Genomic DNA, 17,623 nt, shown 5'->3' with positions numbered 1-17,623 from the left:
GAATCCCGACACAATCAATCATGCAGGGCTGTCGCGCTTATTTGCCGGCAAAAAGGCCCTTATTTCCCTTGACCGGACGGCATCACCGCCGTCCGGCCGCCGAGACGCCGGGTTCAGAGGAAGGCGGTTTCGTCGAAGCTGCGCAGCTTGCGGCTGTGCAGCCGTTCCAGCGGCATGTCGCGCAGGCTTTCCATGGCGCGAATCCCGATCATCAGGTGCCGGCTGACCTGGGTCTTGTAAAAGTCCGTGGCCATGCCCGGCAGCTTCAGCTCCCCGTGCAACGGCTTGTCGGAAATGCACAGCAGCGTGCCGTAAGGCACCCGGAAGCGGAACCCGTTCGCCGCGATCGTGGCGCTTTCCATGTCCAGCGCAACCGCACGCGACTGCGACAGCCGCTGCACCGGGCCGCGCTGGTCGCGCAGTTCCCAGTTCCGGTTATCGAGCGTCGCCACCGTACCGGTGCGCATGATCCGCTTCAGGTCATAGCCTTCCATCTCGGTCTCGCGCTCGACCGCTTCCTCCAGGGCGACCTGGATCTCGGCCAGGGCAGGGATCGGCACCCAGACCGGCAGATCGTCGTCCAAAACCTTGTCCTCGCGCAGGTAGGCATGGGCCAGAACGAAATCGCCCAGCCGCTGGCTGTTGCGCAATCCGGCACAATGGCCGACCATGATCCAGGCATGCGGGCGCAGCACCGCGATATGGTCGGTGGCGGTCTTGGCATTCGACGGCCCGACGCCGATGTTGACCAGGCTGATGCCGCCGCCGCCCGGCCGCTTCAGGTGGTAGGACGGCATCTGCGGCATCTTCGCGGTCGCCGGGATCTCGGCCTGGGCGTCGGTGATCTCGGCATTGCCGGTCGAGACAAAGCTGGTGTAACCGCTGCCCGGATCCGCCAGCATCCGCCGGGCATAGGCCTCGAATTCCGAGACGTAGAACTGGTAGTTGGTGAACAGGACGTGGTTCTGGAAATGCTCGGCATCCGTGGCCGTATAGTGGCTGAGGCGGGCCAGCGAATAATCCACGCGCTGCGCGGTGAAGGGCGCCAGCGGGTTTGCCCCGTCGGGGCCGGGTACGAAGGTGCCGTTGACGATGTCATCGTTGGTGGTGTTCAGGTCCGGCACGTCGAAGACATCGCGCAGCGGAAAGCTGGCGGCGCCTTCATGCGGCACGGTGATCCCGGCATTGGCGACGGCAAAGTGCACCGGCATCGGCGTCTGCGACGGGCCCACGGTGACCGGCACGCCGTAATTGTGCAGCAACGCGCCGATCTGCTGGATCAGGTAGTCGCGGAACAGGTCCGGCCGGGTGATCGTGGCAGCATGGGTACCCGGATGGGCGACATGGCCAAAGCTGAGACGGCTGTCGAGCTGCGCAAAGCTGGAGGTGGTGATGCGGACCTCGGGGTAGAAGGCGCGGATCCGGGTCGCCGGGCGGCCTTCGGCCATGGCCTTCAGGAATTCCGCCCTCAGGTACTCGGCCGCCTGGTCATAGAGAACCTGCAGCCGGTCGACGGCGGCGGTGGCATCGGTGAACCCTTCGGCAGGCAGGGCGTCGGGGGTCATCACGCTTTCGGTCATTCGAGACTCCTTTACATCCTTTGTGCGATGCCCGCGCCGGTGGTGCAAGCATCGTGAACGACTGACGTTTCCCGGCCTGCCAGCGCGGCATGACCGGCCGATGACGGCCCGGGCCGCGGGCAGGCTTGCAAGGCGCGCGGCGGCGGCGCACAACTGCGCCATGACCGGCATGATGCTTTCCTTCGGGCACGGATATTCGGCCCGCGCGCTGACCCGGCGGCTGCTGCCGCAGGGCTGGCATATTCACGGCACCACCCGCAAGCCCGAGCGCCTGGCGCCGATGGCCGCGACCGGTGTCACGCCCCACCTGTTCCCCGGCGAGGATCTGGCGCCGCTGCTGCGGCGCTGCAGCCATCTGCTGATCTCGGCCGGGCCCGATGCCGAGGGCGACCCGGTGCTGCGGGTGCTACGCGACCAGATCGCTGCGGCGGCGCCGCATCTGGCGTGGGTGGGCTATCTCTCGACCACCGGGGTCTATGGCGATCACGCGGGCGGCTGGGTGGACGAGGGCTCGGCGCTGGCGCCCTCGACCCGGCGCGGCCGCTGGCGGACCGAGGCCGAGGCCGCCTGGCAGGCGATCCCCGGCCTGCCGCTGCACATCTTCCGCCTGGCGGGGATCTACGGGCCGGGGCGCGGGCCTTTTTCCAAGGTGCGGGCGGGCACGGCGCGGCGCATCGTCAAGCCGGGCCAGGTGTTCAGCCGCATCCATGTCGAGGACATCGCCCAGGTGCTGGAGGCCTCGATGGCGCGGCCACGGCCGGGGGCGATCTACAACCTGTGCGACGACGACCCGGCGCCGCCCCAGGACGTGATCGCCCATGCCGCGGCGCTGCTGCACCTGCCGCTGCCGCCGGAAGAGGATTTCGCCACGGCCGAGATGACGCCCATGGCGCGCAGCTTCTACGCCGAAAGCAAGAGGGTGCGGAACGACCTGATCAAGCAGGAGCTGGGGGTGCGGCTGCTTTATCCCGACTACCGGGCGGGCCTGGCTGCGCTGCTGGCCGCCGAGACCGGCGCGGATGACTGAACCAACCGGCCCCGGCGGGCGTTTGGGTCCCATGCAGGATCTGTCTGTCCCCCCGGTCGCCCGCGACCTGCCGCCCGATGAGGCGACGCCCCGTTCCTCCGGCCTGGACCGCGCGGCGCCGAAGCTGCGCAGCTTGGGCGACATCCTGGAGGCGCTGGAGCATGCGGCGCGGCGCGGTAACGTCTCGGTCGGGGATGTGATGCGCGAGATCGGCCTGAGGGCCTTTGCACCGATCATCCTGGTGCCGGCGCTGATCCTGGTATCGCCGCTATCCGGGATCTTCGGGCTGCCGACACTGGGGGCAACGTTCATCTTCCTGATCACGCTGCAAAAGCTGCTGGGCCGGTCCGAGGTCTGGATTCCCGGCTGGCTGCGCCGCCGGCAGGTGAAGGGGGCGCGGCTGGAAAAGGCCGTGGCCTGGCTGCGCCGGCCCTGCGCCTGGATCGACCGGCGCACGCAAAGGCGGCTGGGTCTGCTGGTCAGCCCCCCGGCCAACAGGCTGACACTGGTGGTGATCCTGACGATCTGCCTGTTGATCCCGGCGCTGGAACTGCTGCCGATGGTGACCTCGATCTTCGCGACGGCGCTGTCGTTCTTCGCGATCGGCCTGCTGTCGCGGGACGGGCTGTTCACACTGCTGGGCTATGTCTGGACGGCCGTGTCGCTGGGGCTGATCTACTGGCTGGTGACGGGCGGGATGGCGGCCGTGTGAAGGGGGCTCTGCCCCCGTCTCCTGCGGAGACTCCCCCGAGGTATTTCAGAACAAGAAAATGAGGAAGACCCGCCAACCCCGAAGGGGATTGGCAGGGGCGGGCCCGGCTCGATGCCGGGGCCGCCCCTCTGCCCCGGACTCAGGCGCGGCGGTCGAGGCGCTGCAGGCCGAGGGTATCGAGGACGCGGGCTTCGATGTCAGCGGCGTTGAGGCGGGCCGTGGCGTACATGTCCTCGGGCGAGGACTGGTCGATGAAGATGTCGGGCAGCACCATCGAGCGGAACTTGAGGCCGGCATCGAAGACGCCCTCATCCGACAGGAGCTGCGCCACGTGAGAGCCGAACCCGCCGACCGCGCCTTCCTCGATGGTGATCAGCGCCTCGTGGGTGGCGGCGAGGTCGAGGATCAGGTCGCGGTCAAGGGGCTTGGCGAAGCGCGCGTCCGCGATGGTGGGCGTGATGCCCCGGGCCGAGAGCGCCTCGGCGGCCTTCTGGACCTCCTGCAGGCGGGTGCCGAAGGACAGAAGGGCGACGCCCTTGCCCTGGCGGATGATCCGGCCCTTGCCGATCTCGAGCGGAATGCCCTTTTCGGGCATCTCGACGCCCACGCCCTCGCCCCGGGGGTAGCGGAAGGCGATCGGGCCCTCGTCATGGGCGGCGGCGGTGGCGACCATGTGTTTCAGTTCGGCCTCGTCGGCGGCGGCCATCACGACCATGCCCGGCAGGTTCGCCAGGAAGGCGATGTCGTAGCTGCCCGCGTGGGTGGCGCCATCCGCCCCCACCAGGCCCGCGCGATCGATGGCAAAGCGCACCGGCAGGCGCTGGATCGCCACGTCATGCACCACCTGGTCATAGCCGCGCTGCAGGAAGGTGGAATACATCGCGCAGAAGGGCCTGAGCCCGCCCGCCGCAAGGCCCGCCGCGAAGGTCACGCCATGTTGTTCGGCGATCCCCACGTCAAAGCAGCGCGCCGGGAAGCGTTCGGCCATCAGCTGCAGCCCCGTGCCATCGGGCATCGCCGCCGTCACCGCGCAGATCCGGCTGTCTTCGGCGGCAAGGCGCACCAGTTCCTTGCCGAAGACCGAGGTATAGCTGGGGGCGTTCGAAGGCGCCTTCTTCTGGGCAAAGCTCGGCACGTCGAACTTGGCCGTGGCATGGCCCTTGTCGCTGGCGCGTTCGGCGGGCGCATAGCCCTTGCCCTTCTTCGTGACCACGTGGATCAGCACCGGGCCCGTCGCCCGCGCCTTGACCGTGCGCAGCACCGGCAGCAGCTGCGACAGGTCGTGGCCATCAAGGGGACCAATGTAGGAAAAGCCCAGCTCCTCGAACATGGTGCCGCCGACGGCGATGCCCTTGAGGATGTCGCGGGCGCGCTTGGCGCCTTCCTGCAACGGCGGCGGCAGCAGCCGGGCGCCAGCCTTGGCGGCCTCCTTGAAGGTGTGGAACGGGTCGCCCGCGTAAAGCCGCGACAGGTAGGACGACAGCGCACCCGTGGGCGGCGCGATCGACATTTCATTGTCGTTGAGGATGACGATCATCCGCTTCTTCAGATGGCCCGCGTTGTTCATCGCCTCAAAGGCCATGCCCGCGCTCATCGAGCCGTCGCCGATCACCGCGATCGCGTCGCCCAGGCCTTCGGGCAGCTGGCCGCCCAGGTCGCGCGCCACGGCAAAGCCGAGCGCCGCCGAGATCGAGGTCGAGCTGTGCGCCGCGCCGAACGGATCATAGGGCGATTCAGAGCGCTTGGTGAAGCCCGACAGCCCGTTCTTCTGGCGCAGGGTGCGGATGCGGTCGCGGCGCCCGGTCAGGATCTTGTGCGGATAGGACTGGTGGCTGACATCCCAGATGATCTTGTCGCGCGGCGCCTCGAAGACGGCATGCAGCGCCACGGTCAGCTCCACGACACCCAGGCCCGCGCCCAGGTGCCCGCCGGTTTCCGACACGGCCGAGATCGTCTCGGCGCGCAGTTCGCCTGCCAGCTGGCGCAGCTCGGCGTCCGACAGGCCCTTCATATCCGCGGGGGTGACCACCTTGTCGAGAAGGGGGGTGTCGGGTCTGTCGCTCATCGTGGTCTCCTGGTCCGGGGCGCCGCAACCGCACCGGCCTTGCTTAGCTGCGGCGGGAGATAACGAAGCGCGCGGCCTCCCGCAAGTTTTCCGCCAGCGCGCCATAGGGATGAAGCGCCTCGCAGGCATCCTCGACGATGCAGGATGCCTCGGATCGGGCAGCTTCCAGCCCCATCAGCGACACGAAAGTGGCCTTGCCCGCCTCCGCATCCTTGCCGACGCGCTTGCCGGTCTGGGCTTCGTCGCCCTCCACGTCCAAGATGTCGTCGGCGATCTGGAAGGCAAGGCCCAGACCCGCCGCGTAACGCGCAAGCGGCGCGGGATCGGCCCCGGCCATCACCGGGCCGGCGGTGGCGGACCATTCGAACAGCGCCCCGGTCTTGAGCGCCTGCAGCCGCTTGATTTCCGGCAGATCGAGCGGCACGGCCGCAGTTTCAGCTGCAATATCAAGGGCCTGCCCAAGGACCATGCCCTGCCCGCCGGCGGCGCGCGCCATCCGCAGGATCAGTTCGGCCTTGCGCGTGGCGTCCAGATGGGCGGCGGCCAGCCATTCGAAGGCGGCGCTTTGCAGCGCATCGCCCACCAGAACGGCGGTAGCCTCGTCCCATTTCACATGCACCGTCGGCAGGCCACGGCGCAGGTCGTCGTCATCCATCGCCGGCAGGTCGTCATGGACCAGCGAATAGGCGTGGATCGCCTCGATGGCGGCGGCGGCATCCAGCGCGGGCGGGCGCGCCACGTCATGCAGGCGCGCACTTTCCAGCACCAGGAAGGCACGCAGGCGCTTGCCGCCCCCGGCCGCGTAACGCATGGCCTTGCCGGTCTCGCCTCCGAAACCCGCAAGACGCAGGTCCAGATGCGCAGTGACCGCCGCGGCGGCCTCTGCAAGCGCGGTCTCGAACATGGATCAGAGCCCCTCGACCGGTTTCAGCCCGGCGGGGTTGCCCTCGCCGTCGAGGGTGATGGCGGCAACCTTTTCCTCGGCCTCGGCCAGCTTCTTCTCGCAGTGCTTCTTCAGCTCGGCGCCGCGCTCGTAGAGCTTGATCGAGGCTTCGAGTTCGACGTCGCCGCGTTCGAGCTTTCCGACCACCATCTCAAGCTCGCGCATGGCGGCTTCAAAGGACATCTCGGCAAGGGGGGTATCGGTCATCTTGGGCTCCGCGGGGGCTGTCGGGTCGGGCGCACCTTACCGAGCGGCGGGCCGGGGTTCAATCGCGTGCGGGCGGGTGATTGACGGTGGGCGCCGCACCGCGCCAAGCTGGCCGGATGAGCATCCTTGGGGAACATGCCGCCGGAGCCCATCCGGAAGAGGAAGCCCGCGCGCGGGCGCGGCTGGCGGCGCTGACCGGCGCGCGCGGAACGGCCCTGGCGGTGCTGAAGCTGGTGCCCGGGCAGCGCGCGGTGCTGGCGGGCGACTGGCAGGGGGCGCCCTGCGTCTACCACCTGGCGCTTGGGCCCGGGGCGGATCTGCCGCGCCGCTTTCAGGAGGCGCAGCGGGTCGCGGCCTACATGTCGGGCGGGCCATCGCGGGTGGCGCGGCCACTGGCGCTGCTGGGGCGCGAAGCCGTCGTGACGGCGCGGGTCGGCGGCACGCCGCTGATGGCCGCGCTGTGGCAGGCCGAGGGCCCGGCGCGGCTGGCGTTGCAGGCCCGGGCGGCGGACTGGCTGCGCGCCCATGCTGCCCCGACCGAGGGCTTTCGCCCGGCGAACCGCCGCCCCTGGCGCAACTGGGCCGAGGCGGGCGTGGCACGCCAGCCGCATGCGGCATTGCAGGGGGTCGAGGCCAGTCTGCTGCAGCAGATGCACCGGCTGTCGCGGGCCCTGCGAACCGAGGGCACAAGCTGGCGCATCAGTCTGGGCCATGGCGATTTCCATCCCAACAACCTGCTGGCCGAGGGGCCGGTGCTGTGGGGGATCGACCTGGGCACGCGGGCGGTGGCGCCGGTCTGCCGCGACATGGCACGGTTCCTGGTCCATGCGGCGCGACGGGGGATGCTGCCCTCGGGGCGGCGGCGCTACGGGGTGGATGCAGAGGGGCTGGCCGGTTTCGTGCGCGCCTTCGGGCTGAGCGAGGCCGAGGCCGAGGGCGACCTGCCCTTCTTCCTGTGTCACGAGCTGCTGGCGCGGGTCGAGCACCCGGGCCTGCCGCCCGCGCGCATCGCCCATACCCGCGCGCTGGCCGAGGAGCTTCTGGCGGATCTGCGCGCCCGGCTGGCAGGCTAGCGCCGGTGGCGGGGGCGGGACGCCTCCGGCGGGAGTATTTGGGGTCAGATGATGAAGAACCGTCGGCCCCCAGGTGGCGCGTGTCAGGCGCGCGTCAGTCGGGGGCCAGCATGTAGCCCGCGCCGCGCACCGTCTGCAGGTAGCGGGGCTGCTTGGGGTCGGTCTCGATCTTGCGGCGCAGGCGGGTGATCTGCACGTCGACGGCGCGTTCCTGGGCCCCGGGCTGGTCCTTGCCACCGGTGCGGCCCATTTCCTCGACCAGCTGCAGGCGCGAGAGGGGCTCTCCCGGATGGGCCGAGAAGATCCGCATCAGCTGGATCTCGGTCGCGGTGAGGCGGATCGGCATGTCGCCGCGCCACAGTTCCGCCCGGTCCATGTCGTAGCGCACATCGCCCAGGTGCAGCACCTTCGGAGCCGAGGACGCGGCATGGGACACCTCGGGGACGCGGCGCAAGATGGCGTTGATGCGCAGCAGAAGTTCGCGCGGTTCGAAAGGTTTGGGCAGGTAGTCGTCGGCGCCGGCCTCGAGGCCACGGATGCGGTCGTCGGCCTCGCCGCGGGCCGAGAGCAGCAGGATCGGCGTCGCGATCTCGTGGCGCAGGCTTTCGGTCAGGGTGATGCCGTCCTCGACCGGCATCATGACATCCATCACGATCAGGTCGAATTCCAGCCCCGCCAGCAGGCGGCGCGCCTGGGCGGCATCGCGCGCGGCCGACACCAGGAAGCCGTTGCGCTTGAGGAACCGGGCCAGCAGGTCCCGGATCCGTTCGTCATCATCCACGATGAGGATATGCGGGTCCGGATCGGTCATGACTTGCCTTCCCTGAGCGACATGTAGGTGCGGTGGTGTTCGGGATCCATCAGCGCCTCGAGAACCTGGCGGAAGCCCGCGACGGCATCGGGGCCGGCCTGGCGATAGGCGGCGCGCATGCGCTTGCGCTGCGCCCCCGACAGGCGGGATTCGAGGGCAGCGCCCTCGGGGGTGAGGTAGAGGTGACGCTCGCGCTTGTCGGCGCGGCCCACGCGGCTTTCGACCAGGCCGTCGTCGATGAGGGTGCGCAGCACGCGGTTGAGGCTTTGCTTGGTCACACCCAGGATGGTCAGCAGGCGCGTGACCTTCATGCCCTCGGCGCGGGCGATGAAATGCAGCGCCCGATGATGGGCCCGGCCGTAATGGGTGCCCTCGAGCACCAGATCCGGGGCGGCGGTAAAGCCCTGATAGGCGAAGAACACCGCCTCGATCCCCTGGCGCAGCTGCTCGTCCGTGAGGAAGAGAAGCGCGTCGCCCACCTGCGTATCCGACATCTGCCCCACGTCCCCTTCGACCTGCCCTGCCCGTTGATCCCGACTGTATCCGCCCCGGCGGGGGGGCGACAAGCGCGGGCGTGAAAATAAGTCAGCCTTGTTGACATTGTGGAAATCAATGAATAGGAGAACCCCATTGTCTTGAAACTTTCTGTCCAAATCAGATGAATCAGGGCAACTAACGGAAAACTTCAATATCAGGAGGGCGCGATGAGTTCCTATGAGGACCGCGACGGCAAGATCTGGATGGACGGCAAGATGGTGGAGTGGCGCGATGCCAACGTACATCTGCTGACCCATGCGCTGCATTACGCCTCCTCGGTGTTCGAGGGCGAGCGCTGCTACAACGGCCGGATCTTCAAGAGCGAGGCGCATTCAAAGCGCCTGAAAAACTCCGCCAGCCTGCTGGACTTCGAGATCCCCTATTCGGTCGAAGAGATCGAGGCGGCGAAATATGCCATGCTGGAGGCGAACGGCTGGAAGGACGCCTATGTGCGTGCGGTGGCCTGGCGCGGCGCCGGCGAGGACATGGGCGTGTCGGCCAAGCGCAACCCGGTGCGGCTGGCCATCGCCGGCTGGGAATGGGGCAACTACTACGGTGACGCCAAGATGAAGGGCGCCAAGCTCGACATCGCGAAGTGGAAGCGTCCCTCGCCGGAAACCATCCCGGTGCATGCCAAGGCCGCAGGCCTTTACATGATCTGCACCATGTCCAAGCACGCGGCCGAGGCCAAGGGCTGCTCGGATGCGCTTTTCATGGATTACCGCGGCTACGTGGCCGAATGCACCGGCGCCAACATCTTCTTCGTGAAGGATGGCGAGGTCCACACGCCGCTGGCGGATTGCTTCCTGAACGGGATCACCCGGCAGACGGTGATCACCATGCTGAAGGAAAAGGGCATCCGCGTCTGGGAACGCCATATCGAGCCCGCCGAGCTGGAAGGCTTCGAGCAATGCTGGCTGACCGGCACCGCGGCCGAGGTGACCCCGGTGGGCCAGATCGGCGACTATACCTTCGAGGTCGGCGCGATGGCGAAGGACGCGGTCGCAAGCTACGAGAAGCTGGTCCGCGCCTGACCAGGGCCCTGACCGGATTGCGAAGGCCCGCCCGAACCGGCGGGCCTTTTGCCTTTGGCAGCGGCGAAGGGGGCTCTGCCCCCGTCTTCCGTGCCGGAAGACTCCCCCGAGGTATTTGGAACAAGAAAATGGGCAGGGGTTGCGCGCCCCCGCCCGGTTTCATCTTTCCCTAAATATGCCCGCCGGAGGCGGAATGGGTCAGACCAGTTCCGCGAGGTCCGCGGCCTCGAACCCTTTCAGCTGGTCGGCTGCGCCCTTGTGGACCTTTTCGACCCAGGCGGCATCCGAGAGCAGCGCGCGGCCGACGGCGATCAGGTCGAACTCGTCCTTTTCCATGCGGGTGAGGAGCTTGTCGAGCGAGGAGGCCTCGGAACCAGCGCCGCCGAAGGCCGCGAGGAATTCACCCGACAGGCCCACCGAGCCCACCGAGATCGTCGGCACGCCGGTGATCTTCTTCGCCCAGCCGGCAAAGTTCAGGCCCTCTTCGCCGTCGATCTCGGGGAATTCTGGTTCCCAGAAGCGGCGCTGCGAGCAGTGCAGGATGTCGACGCCGGCATCGACGAGCGGTTGCAGCCAGCGCTCCATCTCTTTCGGGTCATGGGCGAGGCGGGCCTTGTAGTCCTGCTGCTTCCATTGCGACAGGCGCAGGATGATCGGGAAGTCGGGGCCAACGGCGGCGCGGGTGGCCTTGACGACCTCGAGCGCGAAGCGCGAGCGGGCCTCGATCGTGTCGCCGCCCCAGGCATCGGTGCGCAGGTTGGTCTCGGGCCAGAAGAACTGGTCGATCAGGTAGCCATGGGCGCCGTGCAGTTCGGCCACATCGAAGCCAAGGCGTTTCGCATCGGCGGCAGCCTGGGCGAAGGCGGCGATGGTGGCCTCGATATCGGCCTCGGTCATGGTGGTGCCACGGGGATCATCGGGGCCCACCAGGCCCGAGGGGCTTTCGACGGGGGCTTCGGGTTCCCACTTGCCGCCGCGGGTCGAGCCGGTGTGCCAGATCTGCGGGCCCATCTTGCCGCCCGCCTCATGCACCGCGTCGATCACCTGCTGCCAGCCATCGAGCGCCGCGCCGTGGAAGAAGGGGATGCCCGGCAGGTTGCGCGAGGCGGGGCGGTCGATCACCGTGCCTTCGGACAGGATCAGGCCGACCTCGTGTTCGGCGCGGCGCTTGTAATAGGCGGCGTTGGGTTCACCGGGGATGCCTTCGGGGGCCATGCCACGGGTCATCGGCGCCATGACGATGCGGTTCTTCAGCGACAGCCCCTTGTAGGTGAAGGGGCGGAACAGGGTCTCGGTCGATGCGCTCATGCGTCTTCTCCGGATATGCTGCCGTGCAGCGTGACTGTCTTGACTTGGCGAAGGTATATTTTAGAAACCTGGTGTCAATGAGGCACCACCCCTTCACCAAGTCACTTCGAGGTAACCGCCATGCCCGACACCTATCATCCCGACACCCTGCCCGATGCCATGGCCGAAAAGATCGCCTGCTGCGGGGCGCGGGCGTTTTCCGCCGACTGCCCGTCGCGGCAACTGTTCGCCGAGATCTCGGACAAGTGGTCGATGATGATCCTGACGGTGCTGTCGGGAGGGCCGGCGCGGTTCAACGCCATCAAGCGCGCGCTGGAGGGGATTTCCCAGAAAAGCCTGACCCAGACCCTGCGACGGCTGGAACGGAACGGCCTGATCGACCGCGAGGTCCTGCCCGGCAGCCCGGTCGCGGTGCAATACCGCCTGACCGGCCTGGGCGAGACCCTGCTGCCGCCGTTCCGCGCGCTTTATGCCTGGACCTACCGCCACATGGAGGCGGTCGAGGCCGCGCGCACGCGGTTCGACGCGCAGGACTGACGGCCCCTACCCCGGGCGCTTCGGCGCGTCTGTCAGGCCCTGCGGCGCGGCACATCCACGTCGGCGCGGACCTGGGCATGGCTGATCAGGGCAAAGATGAAGGTGCCGCCCAGCACGTTGCCCACCAGCGTCGGCAGCCAGAAGCCGAAGACCGCATGCAGGGCCGAGGCCTCGCCGCGCATCACCATGAAGAGGGATTCGATGGTGCCGACGATCACGTGGGGGAAATCTCCGATGGCGATCAGGTAGGTGGCGATGAAGACCAGCGGCAGCTTGGCCGCCGGGGTGGCATGGATCGCCCAGACCATGGTGGCGATCAGCCAGCCCGAAATCACGCCCCCCGCAAGGTCCTGCTGCCAAGGTTTCGACAGCAGGTGGTGCCCGATGTCGAGGAAGCTTTGCATCACGTCCGGCGGAAAGACCCGCAGATAGGCAAAGACCCCCGCAGCGATGGCGCCGCCGATGGTATTGCCGGCCAGCACCACGCCCCACAGGCGCAGCAGCCGCCCCAGCATCCGCCGCGTCGGGTTCGACATGAAGGGCAGCACCGGGGTCACGGTGTTTTCGGTGAACAGTTGCTGACCGGCGGCGATCACGAAGACGAAGCCCAGCGTGTAGCCGGCGGAATCGATCAGAAAGCCAAAGTCGGTTTCCGGCAGGTTGGCCATCAGCACGCCACGGCCAAGGAAAGAGGTGCTCATGGTGATGCCGCCGGCAATGGCGGACCACATGAGCGCCATGACCTCGCGCTGCAGTTCCTTTTCGCCGGCGCGGCGGATCATGGCATGGACGGCGGCCGCCTGCGAGGGCAGCTGCGCTTCCAGGGTTTCGACATCGGGGGCCCGGGAGGCGGGCTGGGAGGGGTCCGTCACGGGAGGGGTCCTTTCGATGCGGTACGCACACCGGTTGGAAACGCGCGGCGGCGCCGGGCTGTTCCAAGCCCCCCCGGGACCAGTGGAACACCGCCTGCGGACGGGGCGGACGGGCGCCGGGCAATCGGCCCGAGAGCCGAGAGCCGAGAGCCGAGAGCCGAGAGCCGAGAGCCGAGAGCCGAGAGCCGAGAGCCGAGAGCCGAGAGCCGAGAGCCGAACAACGGCAACATCAAGGGCAAGGGCCACGAAACGGGAAAGGGCCCGACCGTTTCCGGCCAGGCCCCTGTCATCGCGTCATTCCCGCACTCAGGCGGTGGGGAACAGCCCCTGGGCCTGCGCCTGGGCCATCCCCTCGTCGAGGCTTTTCCAGGCGCGTTCGATCAGGATGTCGATTTCCGCGCGGGTGATGACCAGCGGCGGGGAAATGATCATCCGGTCGCCGACATGGCGCATCACAAGGTTGTTGGCAAAGCAGCGTTCGCGGACCATCAGACCGACGGTGCCTTCCTTGGCGGCGAATTTCGCCCGGGTGCCCTTGTCGGGCGTCAGCGCGAGCGAGCCCATGGCGCCGACGATCCGTGCCTCGCCCACCATCGGGTGCTGCGCGAGGGATTCGAAGCGTTCCTTCAGATAGGGGCCGGTGTCGTCGCGCAGGCGCTCGATCACCTTTTCCTCTTCCAGCAGGCGCAGGTTCTCAAGCGCCACGGCGGCCGCGACCGGGTGGCCGGAATAGGTGTAGCCGTGGTTGAATTCGGTCGCGGCGATCACCGCGTTGACCTCGTCCGACAGGATCGAGCCGCCGATCGGCTGATAGCCCGACGACAGCCCCTTGGCGATCGTCATGATGTCGGGGCGGATGCCCATGGTCTGGCAGCCGAACCAGTTGCCGGTGCGCCCGAAGCCGCAGATCACCTCGTCCGCGATCAGCAGGATCTCGTACTTGTCGCAGATGCGCTGGATCTCGGGCCAGTAGGTCGAGGGCGGGATGATCACGCCGCCCGCCCCCTGCACCGGTTCCGCGATGAAGGCGGCAACCTTGTCCTCGCCCAGCTCCAGGATGGCCTGCTCCAGCTCCTGCGCGCGCGCCAGGCCGAAATCCTCGGGGGTCATGTCGCCGCCTTCGGCCCACCAGTCGGGCTGGCCGATGTGGTGGATGTCGGGGATCGGCAGGCCGCCCTGCGAATGGATCGACTTCATGCCGCCCAGGCTGCCCGACCCCATCGAGGACCCGTGGTAGCCATTCCAGCGCGCGATCACGACCTTCTTGGACGGCTTGCCCTTTTCCGCCCAGTAGGTGCGCACGATGCGCAGGTTGGTGTCATTGGCCTCGGACCCCGAGGACGAGAACATGACGTGGTTCAGATCCCCCGGCGCCAGTTCCGCAAGCTTCGCCGACAGCGCGATGACCGGCACATGGGTCGTCATGAAGAAGGTGTTGTAATAGGGCAGTTCCTTCATCTGCTGCGCGGCGACCTCGGCCAGCTCGTCGCGGCCGTAGCCGATGTTGACGCACCACAGCCCCGCCATGCCATCAAGGATCTTCTCGCCCTCGCTGTCGGTCAGCCAGCAGCCGTCGGCCTGGGTGATGACGCGCGCGCCCTTCGCAGCAAACCCCGCATTGGTCGAGAACGGATGCACGTGGTGTGCGGCATCCAGCGCCTGAAGCTCGGCCGTGGGCAGGTGATTGGTGATGCGGCCCATGAGAGAGCTCCTTTCCGATGCGTGCAGATCGGAACGGAGAATATGATCAAATCACACCTTGTCAATCGAATCAGACCCCGCGTCACAGGGCCTGCCGGATCATCTCCATGCCCTGCTCAAGATCTCCGACGATCGCCTCGGCGGCGGCGTCGCAATTGCCTAATTTCAAGGCAGCGATCAACTCCTTGTGCTTGTCGGGCAGGTTGCGGGTGCCGAACTGGCCGCAGACCACCCGCAGCGAGGGGCCAAAGCGCAGCCACAGCCCCTCGACCAGGCCGGCCAGGATCGGGGCCTGGGCCAGATGGTTCATATGGGTGTGGAAACGGTGGTTCTCGACCAGGTAGTCATGCACGTTGCCGCGCCGGATCGCCTCGTCCAGGGCGGCGTCGATGGCCTCCATCGCCTGGATGTCCTTGCGGGTGATGCGCAGGCAGGCCCGCCGTGCAAGCTCTGGCTCCAGCGCGCGTCGCGCCACCAGAAGCTCGTCCAGCGCGGCTTCGGTCAGTTGCGGCACGGAAATCCGGCGGTTGCCGCGGAATTCCAGCGCGCTTTCGGCCATCAGCCGGCGCAGCGCCTCGCGCACCGGCGTCATGCCGGCGCCCAGATCCGCCACCAGACCCTGGATCGTCACCGCCTGCCCGGGTTCGAACTGGCCGAACAGCACCCGCGCGCGCAATTCGCGATAGACGATCTCGTGCGCGGGCAGCCCCGCCCCCTTGCCATCGCGGTCCACCGGCGCCTCTGCCTGCAAATTCATCACCTTTCTCCGACACCCCATGCTTAACCCTATCTTGCACGGGTTCCGCCCCCATGGAAACATCTTCCTGTTGCCAGACCGGCATACGTTTGATCAAATTTGGATCTATGGGCACGAAGACCCCCCCAGATCCCAGGGAGACCATTTCATGAAGACAACCATGCTGAGCCTGACTGCAGCTCTGGCCCTGGCGGCAACCGCCGCTGCGGCCCAGGAAGAGGTGCACGTCTACAACTGGTCCGACTACATCGACGAATCGCTGCTGAAGAAGTTCGAGGACGAAACCGGCATCAAGCTGGTCTACGACGTCTTCGATTCCAACGAGCTGCTGGAAACCAAGATGCTGGCGGGCGGTTCGGGCTACGACGTGGTCGTGCCCTCGGGGACCTTCCTGCAGCGCCAGATCGCCGCCGGTTCGTTCCAGAAGCTCGACAAGTCGAAGCTGCCGAACCTGAAGAACATGTGGGACGTGATCCAGAAGCGGACCGACACCTACGATCCCGACGGCGACTATTCGATCAACTACATGTGGGGCACGACCGGCATCGGCGTGAACATCGACAAGGTCAAGGAAGTGCTGGGCCCCGACGCCCCCGTCGACAGCCTGTCGCTGGTCTTCGACCCCGAGAACATGAAAAAGCTCGCCTCCTGCGGCGTGATGTTCCTGGACGCCCCGACCGAGATGGTGCCCGCCGCCCTCAAATACCTGGGCGAGAACCCCGACGGCCACGACCAGGCCTCGCTCGACAAGGCCGAGAAGGTGCTGGCGGCCGTGCGCCCCTATGTGCAGAAATTCAACAGCTCGGAATACATCAACGCGCTGGCCAACGGCGACATCTGCGTGGCCTTCGGCTGGTCGGGTGACGTGCTGCAGGCCCGTGACCGCGCCGACGAGGCCGACAACGGCGTGCATCTGGAATACCACATTCCGAAGGAAGGCGCGCTGATGTGGTTCGACCAGATGGCGGTGCCGGTCGATGCGCCGAACCCCGATGGCGCGATGAAGTTCCTGAACTTCATCATGGATGCGCAGAATGCGGCGGCGGCCTCGAACTATGTCTACTATGCGAACGGCAACAAGGCCTCTCAGCAGTACCTCAACAAGGACGTGATCGACGATCCGGCGATCTACCCGGACGAGGCGACGCTGAACAACCTCTACACCACCACGCCCTTCGATCCGAAGGACCAGCGCAACCTGACGCGCATGTGGACCAAGGTGAAGTCGGGTACCTGATCCCCGCCACCTGACCCACCGCCGCGCCGTCCGAAAGGCGGCGCGGCCTTCTTGCCAAGATCAGGAGCCTCCCATGCCCCAGACCGTCTTCGCTCCCTGGGAAAACCCGGACGAAAAACCGCTGATCCAGTTCCGCAACGTGACCAAGCGCTTCGGCGACTTCACCGCGATCGAGAATCTGGACCTCGACATCTACACCCGAGAGTTCTTCGCGCTGCTGGGCCCCTCGGGCTGCGGCAAGACCACGCTGATGAGGATGCTGGCCGGCTTCGAGACGCCCAGCTCGGGCAGCATCCTGATCGGCGGCCAGGACATGGCCGAGATTCCGCCGAACCGCCGCCCCGTCAACATGATGTTCCAAAGCTATGCGCTCTTCCCGCATCTCTCGGTCTGGGAAAACATCGCCTTCGGCCTGAAGCGCGAAGGCAAGGACAAGGCCACGATCGAGACCCGCGTCGCCGACATGATGCGCCTGACGCGGCTGGAAAAATTCGCCCGCCGCAAGCCGCACCAGCTGTCGGGCGGCCAGCGTCAGCGGGTGGCACTGGCCCGTTCGCTGGCCAAGGCACCGAAACTGCTGCTGCTCGACGAACCCCTCGGCGCCCTCGACAAGAAGCTGCGCGAGGAAACCCAGTTCGAACTGATGGACATCCAGGAAAAGACCGGCACCACTTTCGTGATCGTCACCCACGACCAGGAAGAGGCGATGACTGTTGCCTCGCGCGTCGCGGTGATGGATGAGGGCAAGCTGGTCCAGGTCGCCACCCCCGACCGCATCTACGAGACACCGAACTCGGTCTACGTGGCCGATTTCATCGGCGACGTGAACATCATCGAGGGCAGCGCCGAGCAATCGGGCGAGCGTGTCCAGATCACCTGGGCGGAAGGTGCCCCGCCCCTTGTCGCCGAAACCGACCTTCAGCTGGCCCACGACCAGACCTGCTACCTGGCCATTCGTCCCGAAAAGATCACCATCTCCGAGACCGAGCCCGACACCACCAACCGCCTGCAGGGCGAGATCCTCGACATCGGCTACCTGGGAAACATCTCGACCTATCACGTCAAGCTGCCGAACGGCCACGTGATCAAGGCGCAAAGCACCAACACCCGCCGCATCGCCCGCCGCTCCTTCAGCTGGGGGGACAATGTCTGGCTCTCCTGGACCGACACCGCCGCCGTCCTGCTGGAACGCTGAGCCATGGATGCCCGCGCGCCCAGCCCC

Annotated in this window: 17 protein-coding genes; 7 read left to right on the top strand and 10 right to left on the bottom strand. The window is 67.2% G+C overall.

What is annotated here, in order from left to right; all coding sequences use genetic code 11:
- Positions 1-113 precede the first annotated feature (113 nt).
- Positions 114-1,580, bottom strand: a complete 1,467-nt coding sequence (locus tag AC2ITM_RS01170; RefSeq protein ID WP_486468011.1) for an AMP nucleosidase — start codon at positions 1,578-1,580, stop codon at positions 114-116.
- 160 nt (positions 1,581-1,740) lie between these two features.
- Between AC2ITM_RS01170 and AC2ITM_RS01165 the strand changes: the two genes are divergently transcribed.
- Both AC2ITM_RS01165 and AC2ITM_RS01160 read left to right on the top strand, forming a co-directional pair.
- The gene (locus tag AC2ITM_RS01165; protein WP_486469459.1) at positions 1,741-2,607 is read left to right on the top strand and encodes an SDR family oxidoreductase; all 867 of its coding nucleotides are present in this window, start codon (positions 1,741-1,743) and stop codon (positions 2,605-2,607) included.
- A gap of 31 nt (positions 2,608-2,638) precedes the next feature.
- The gene (locus AC2ITM_RS01160) at positions 2,639-3,319 is read left to right on the top strand and encodes an exopolysaccharide biosynthesis protein (RefSeq protein WP_486468010.1); all 681 of its coding nucleotides are present in this window, start codon (positions 2,639-2,641) and stop codon (positions 3,317-3,319) included.
- Between the two features lie 139 nt (positions 3,320-3,458).
- On the opposite strand, the gene dxs is transcribed toward AC2ITM_RS01160, so the two are convergent.
- Genes dxs through AC2ITM_RS01145 form a run of 3 tightly spaced genes read right to left on the bottom strand, consistent with a single transcriptional unit; the run spans position 3,459 to position 6,534 of the window.
- Positions 3,459-5,384: a 1-deoxy-D-xylulose-5-phosphate synthase gene (gene dxs / locus AC2ITM_RS01155; RefSeq protein WP_486468009.1), complete on the bottom strand. Its 1,926-nt coding sequence runs from the start codon at positions 5,382-5,384 to the stop codon at positions 3,459-3,461.
- Between the two features lie 43 nt (positions 5,385-5,427).
- Positions 5,428-6,288 carry a polyprenyl synthetase family protein gene (locus AC2ITM_RS01150; RefSeq protein ID WP_486468008.1) on the bottom strand — a complete coding sequence of 287 codons (861 nt, stop codon included), beginning with the start codon at positions 6,286-6,288 and terminating at the stop codon, positions 5,428-5,430.
- A gap of 3 nt (positions 6,289-6,291) precedes the next feature.
- A complete protein-coding gene (locus AC2ITM_RS01145; protein WP_486468007.1) occupies positions 6,292-6,534 on the bottom strand; it encodes an exodeoxyribonuclease VII small subunit in 243 nt (80 codons plus the stop codon).
- A 116-nt stretch (positions 6,535-6,650) separates the two neighbouring features.
- On the opposite strand from AC2ITM_RS01145, the gene AC2ITM_RS01140 reads away from it, so the two are divergent.
- Positions 6,651-7,607 carry a phosphotransferase gene (locus tag AC2ITM_RS01140; protein ID WP_486468006.1) on the top strand — a complete coding sequence of 319 codons (957 nt, stop codon included), beginning with the start codon at positions 6,651-6,653 and terminating at the stop codon, positions 7,605-7,607.
- Positions 7,608-7,701: 94 nt separating this feature from the next.
- Here AC2ITM_RS01140 and AC2ITM_RS01135 read toward each other — a convergent pair whose 3' ends face one another.
- Both AC2ITM_RS01135 and AC2ITM_RS01130 read right to left on the bottom strand, forming a co-directional pair.
- Positions 7,702-8,418 carry a response regulator gene (locus AC2ITM_RS01135; protein WP_486468005.1) on the bottom strand — a complete coding sequence of 239 codons (717 nt, stop codon included), beginning with the start codon at positions 8,416-8,418 and terminating at the stop codon, positions 7,702-7,704.
- Positions 8,415-8,912, bottom strand: a complete 498-nt coding sequence (locus tag AC2ITM_RS01130) for a MarR family winged helix-turn-helix transcriptional regulator (RefSeq protein ID WP_486468004.1) — start codon at positions 8,910-8,912, stop codon at positions 8,415-8,417. Before AC2ITM_RS01130 ends, AC2ITM_RS01135 begins: the two co-directional genes overlap by 4 nt.
- Positions 8,913-9,122: 210 nt before the next feature.
- Between AC2ITM_RS01130 and AC2ITM_RS01125 the strand changes: the two genes are divergently transcribed.
- The gene (locus tag AC2ITM_RS01125) at positions 9,123-9,989 is read left to right on the top strand and encodes a branched-chain amino acid aminotransferase (RefSeq protein ID WP_486468003.1); all 867 of its coding nucleotides are present in this window, start codon (positions 9,123-9,125) and stop codon (positions 9,987-9,989) included.
- A gap of 198 nt (positions 9,990-10,187) precedes the next feature.
- Here the strand turns inward: AC2ITM_RS01125 and AC2ITM_RS01120 are convergent, their stop codons facing one another.
- On the bottom strand, positions 10,188-11,297 hold the full coding sequence (locus AC2ITM_RS01120; protein ID WP_486468002.1) for an NADH:flavin oxidoreductase: 1,110 nt from the start codon (positions 11,295-11,297) through the stop codon (positions 10,188-10,190).
- Positions 11,298-11,417: 120 nt separating this feature from the next.
- On the opposite strand from AC2ITM_RS01120, the gene AC2ITM_RS01115 reads away from it, so the two are divergent.
- On the top strand, positions 11,418-11,834 hold the full coding sequence (locus AC2ITM_RS01115) for a winged helix-turn-helix transcriptional regulator (protein ID WP_486468001.1): 417 nt from the start codon (positions 11,418-11,420) through the stop codon (positions 11,832-11,834).
- 32 nt (positions 11,835-11,866) lie between these two features.
- Here the strand turns inward: AC2ITM_RS01115 and AC2ITM_RS01110 are convergent, their stop codons facing one another.
- The 3 genes from AC2ITM_RS01110 to AC2ITM_RS01100 all read right to left on the bottom strand — a co-directional run bounded on the left by AC2ITM_RS01110 (position 11,867) and on the right by AC2ITM_RS01100 (position 15,164).
- A complete protein-coding gene (locus AC2ITM_RS01110) occupies positions 11,867-12,706 on the bottom strand; it encodes a formate/nitrite transporter family protein (protein WP_486468000.1) in 840 nt (279 codons plus the stop codon).
- Between the two features lie 306 nt (positions 12,707-13,012).
- Positions 13,013-14,407, bottom strand: coding sequence for an aspartate aminotransferase family protein (locus tag AC2ITM_RS01105; protein WP_486467999.1), 1,395 nt, complete (start codon positions 14,405-14,407; stop codon positions 13,013-13,015).
- A gap of 82 nt (positions 14,408-14,489) precedes the next feature.
- Complete coding sequence (locus tag AC2ITM_RS01100; RefSeq protein WP_486467998.1) at positions 14,490-15,164, bottom strand: GntR family transcriptional regulator; 675 nt, start codon at positions 15,162-15,164, stop codon at positions 14,490-14,492.
- A gap of 148 nt (positions 15,165-15,312) precedes the next feature.
- On the opposite strand from AC2ITM_RS01100, the gene AC2ITM_RS01095 reads away from it, so the two are divergent.
- Together AC2ITM_RS01095 and AC2ITM_RS01090 are read left to right on the top strand one after the other, a co-directional pair.
- Entirely contained in the window at positions 15,313-16,401 is a 1,089-nt protein-coding gene (locus tag AC2ITM_RS01095) for a polyamine ABC transporter substrate-binding protein (protein ID WP_486467997.1), read from the top strand.
- Positions 16,402-16,474: 73 nt separating this feature from the next.
- Positions 16,475-17,596, top strand: coding sequence for an ABC transporter ATP-binding protein (locus tag AC2ITM_RS01090; protein WP_486467996.1), 1,122 nt, complete (start codon positions 16,475-16,477; stop codon positions 17,594-17,596).
- Positions 17,597-17,623 lie beyond the last annotated feature (27 nt).

Source organism: Pseudooceanicola sp. NS-SX9, from assembly GCF_057380705.1.
Note: the sequence above shows the minus strand (reverse complement) of the source record. Positions and strands in the feature narration are given on the sequence as shown.

What these genes read in the sequence shown, in the direction of transcription:
- AC2ITM_RS01170 (WP_486468011.1), bottom strand. Translation starts at nt 1,580, where the DNA reads ATGACCGAAAGCGTGATGACCCCCGACGCCCTGCCTGCCGAAGGGTTC.
- AC2ITM_RS01165 (WP_486469459.1), top strand. Translation starts at nt 1,741, where the DNA reads ATGACCGGCATGATGCTTTCCTTCGGGCACGGATATTCGGCCCGCGCG.
- AC2ITM_RS01160 (WP_486468010.1), top strand. Translation starts at nt 2,639, where the DNA reads ATGCAGGATCTGTCTGTCCCCCCGGTCGCCCGCGACCTGCCGCCCGAT.
- dxs (WP_486468009.1), bottom strand. Translation starts at nt 5,384, where the DNA reads ATGAGCGACAGACCCGACACCCCCCTTCTCGACAAGGTGGTCACCCCC.
- AC2ITM_RS01150 (WP_486468008.1), bottom strand. Translation starts at nt 6,288, where the DNA reads ATGTTCGAGACCGCGCTTGCAGAGGCCGCCGCGGCGGTCACTGCGCAT.
- AC2ITM_RS01145 (WP_486468007.1), bottom strand. Translation starts at nt 6,534, where the DNA reads ATGACCGATACCCCCCTTGCCGAGATGTCCTTTGAAGCCGCCATGCGC.
- AC2ITM_RS01140 (WP_486468006.1), top strand. Translation starts at nt 6,651, where the DNA reads ATGAGCATCCTTGGGGAACATGCCGCCGGAGCCCATCCGGAAGAGGAA.
- AC2ITM_RS01135 (WP_486468005.1), bottom strand. Translation starts at nt 8,418, where the DNA reads ATGACCGATCCGGACCCGCATATCCTCATCGTGGATGATGACGAACGG.
- AC2ITM_RS01130 (WP_486468004.1), bottom strand. Translation starts at nt 8,912, where the DNA reads ATGTCGGATACGCAGGTGGGCGACGCGCTTCTCTTCCTCACGGACGAG.
- AC2ITM_RS01125 (WP_486468003.1), top strand. Translation starts at nt 9,123, where the DNA reads ATGAGTTCCTATGAGGACCGCGACGGCAAGATCTGGATGGACGGCAAG.
- AC2ITM_RS01120 (WP_486468002.1), bottom strand. Translation starts at nt 11,297, where the DNA reads ATGAGCGCATCGACCGAGACCCTGTTCCGCCCCTTCACCTACAAGGGG.
- AC2ITM_RS01115 (WP_486468001.1), top strand. Translation starts at nt 11,418, where the DNA reads ATGCCCGACACCTATCATCCCGACACCCTGCCCGATGCCATGGCCGAA.
- AC2ITM_RS01105 (WP_486467999.1), bottom strand. Translation starts at nt 14,407, where the DNA reads ATGGGCCGCATCACCAATCACCTGCCCACGGCCGAGCTTCAGGCGCTG.
- AC2ITM_RS01100 (WP_486467998.1), bottom strand. Translation starts at nt 15,164, where the DNA reads ATGAATTTGCAGGCAGAGGCGCCGGTGGACCGCGATGGCAAGGGGGCG.
- AC2ITM_RS01095 (WP_486467997.1), top strand. Translation starts at nt 15,313, where the DNA reads ATGAAGACAACCATGCTGAGCCTGACTGCAGCTCTGGCCCTGGCGGCA.
- AC2ITM_RS01090 (WP_486467996.1), top strand. Translation starts at nt 16,475, where the DNA reads ATGCCCCAGACCGTCTTCGCTCCCTGGGAAAACCCGGACGAAAAACCG.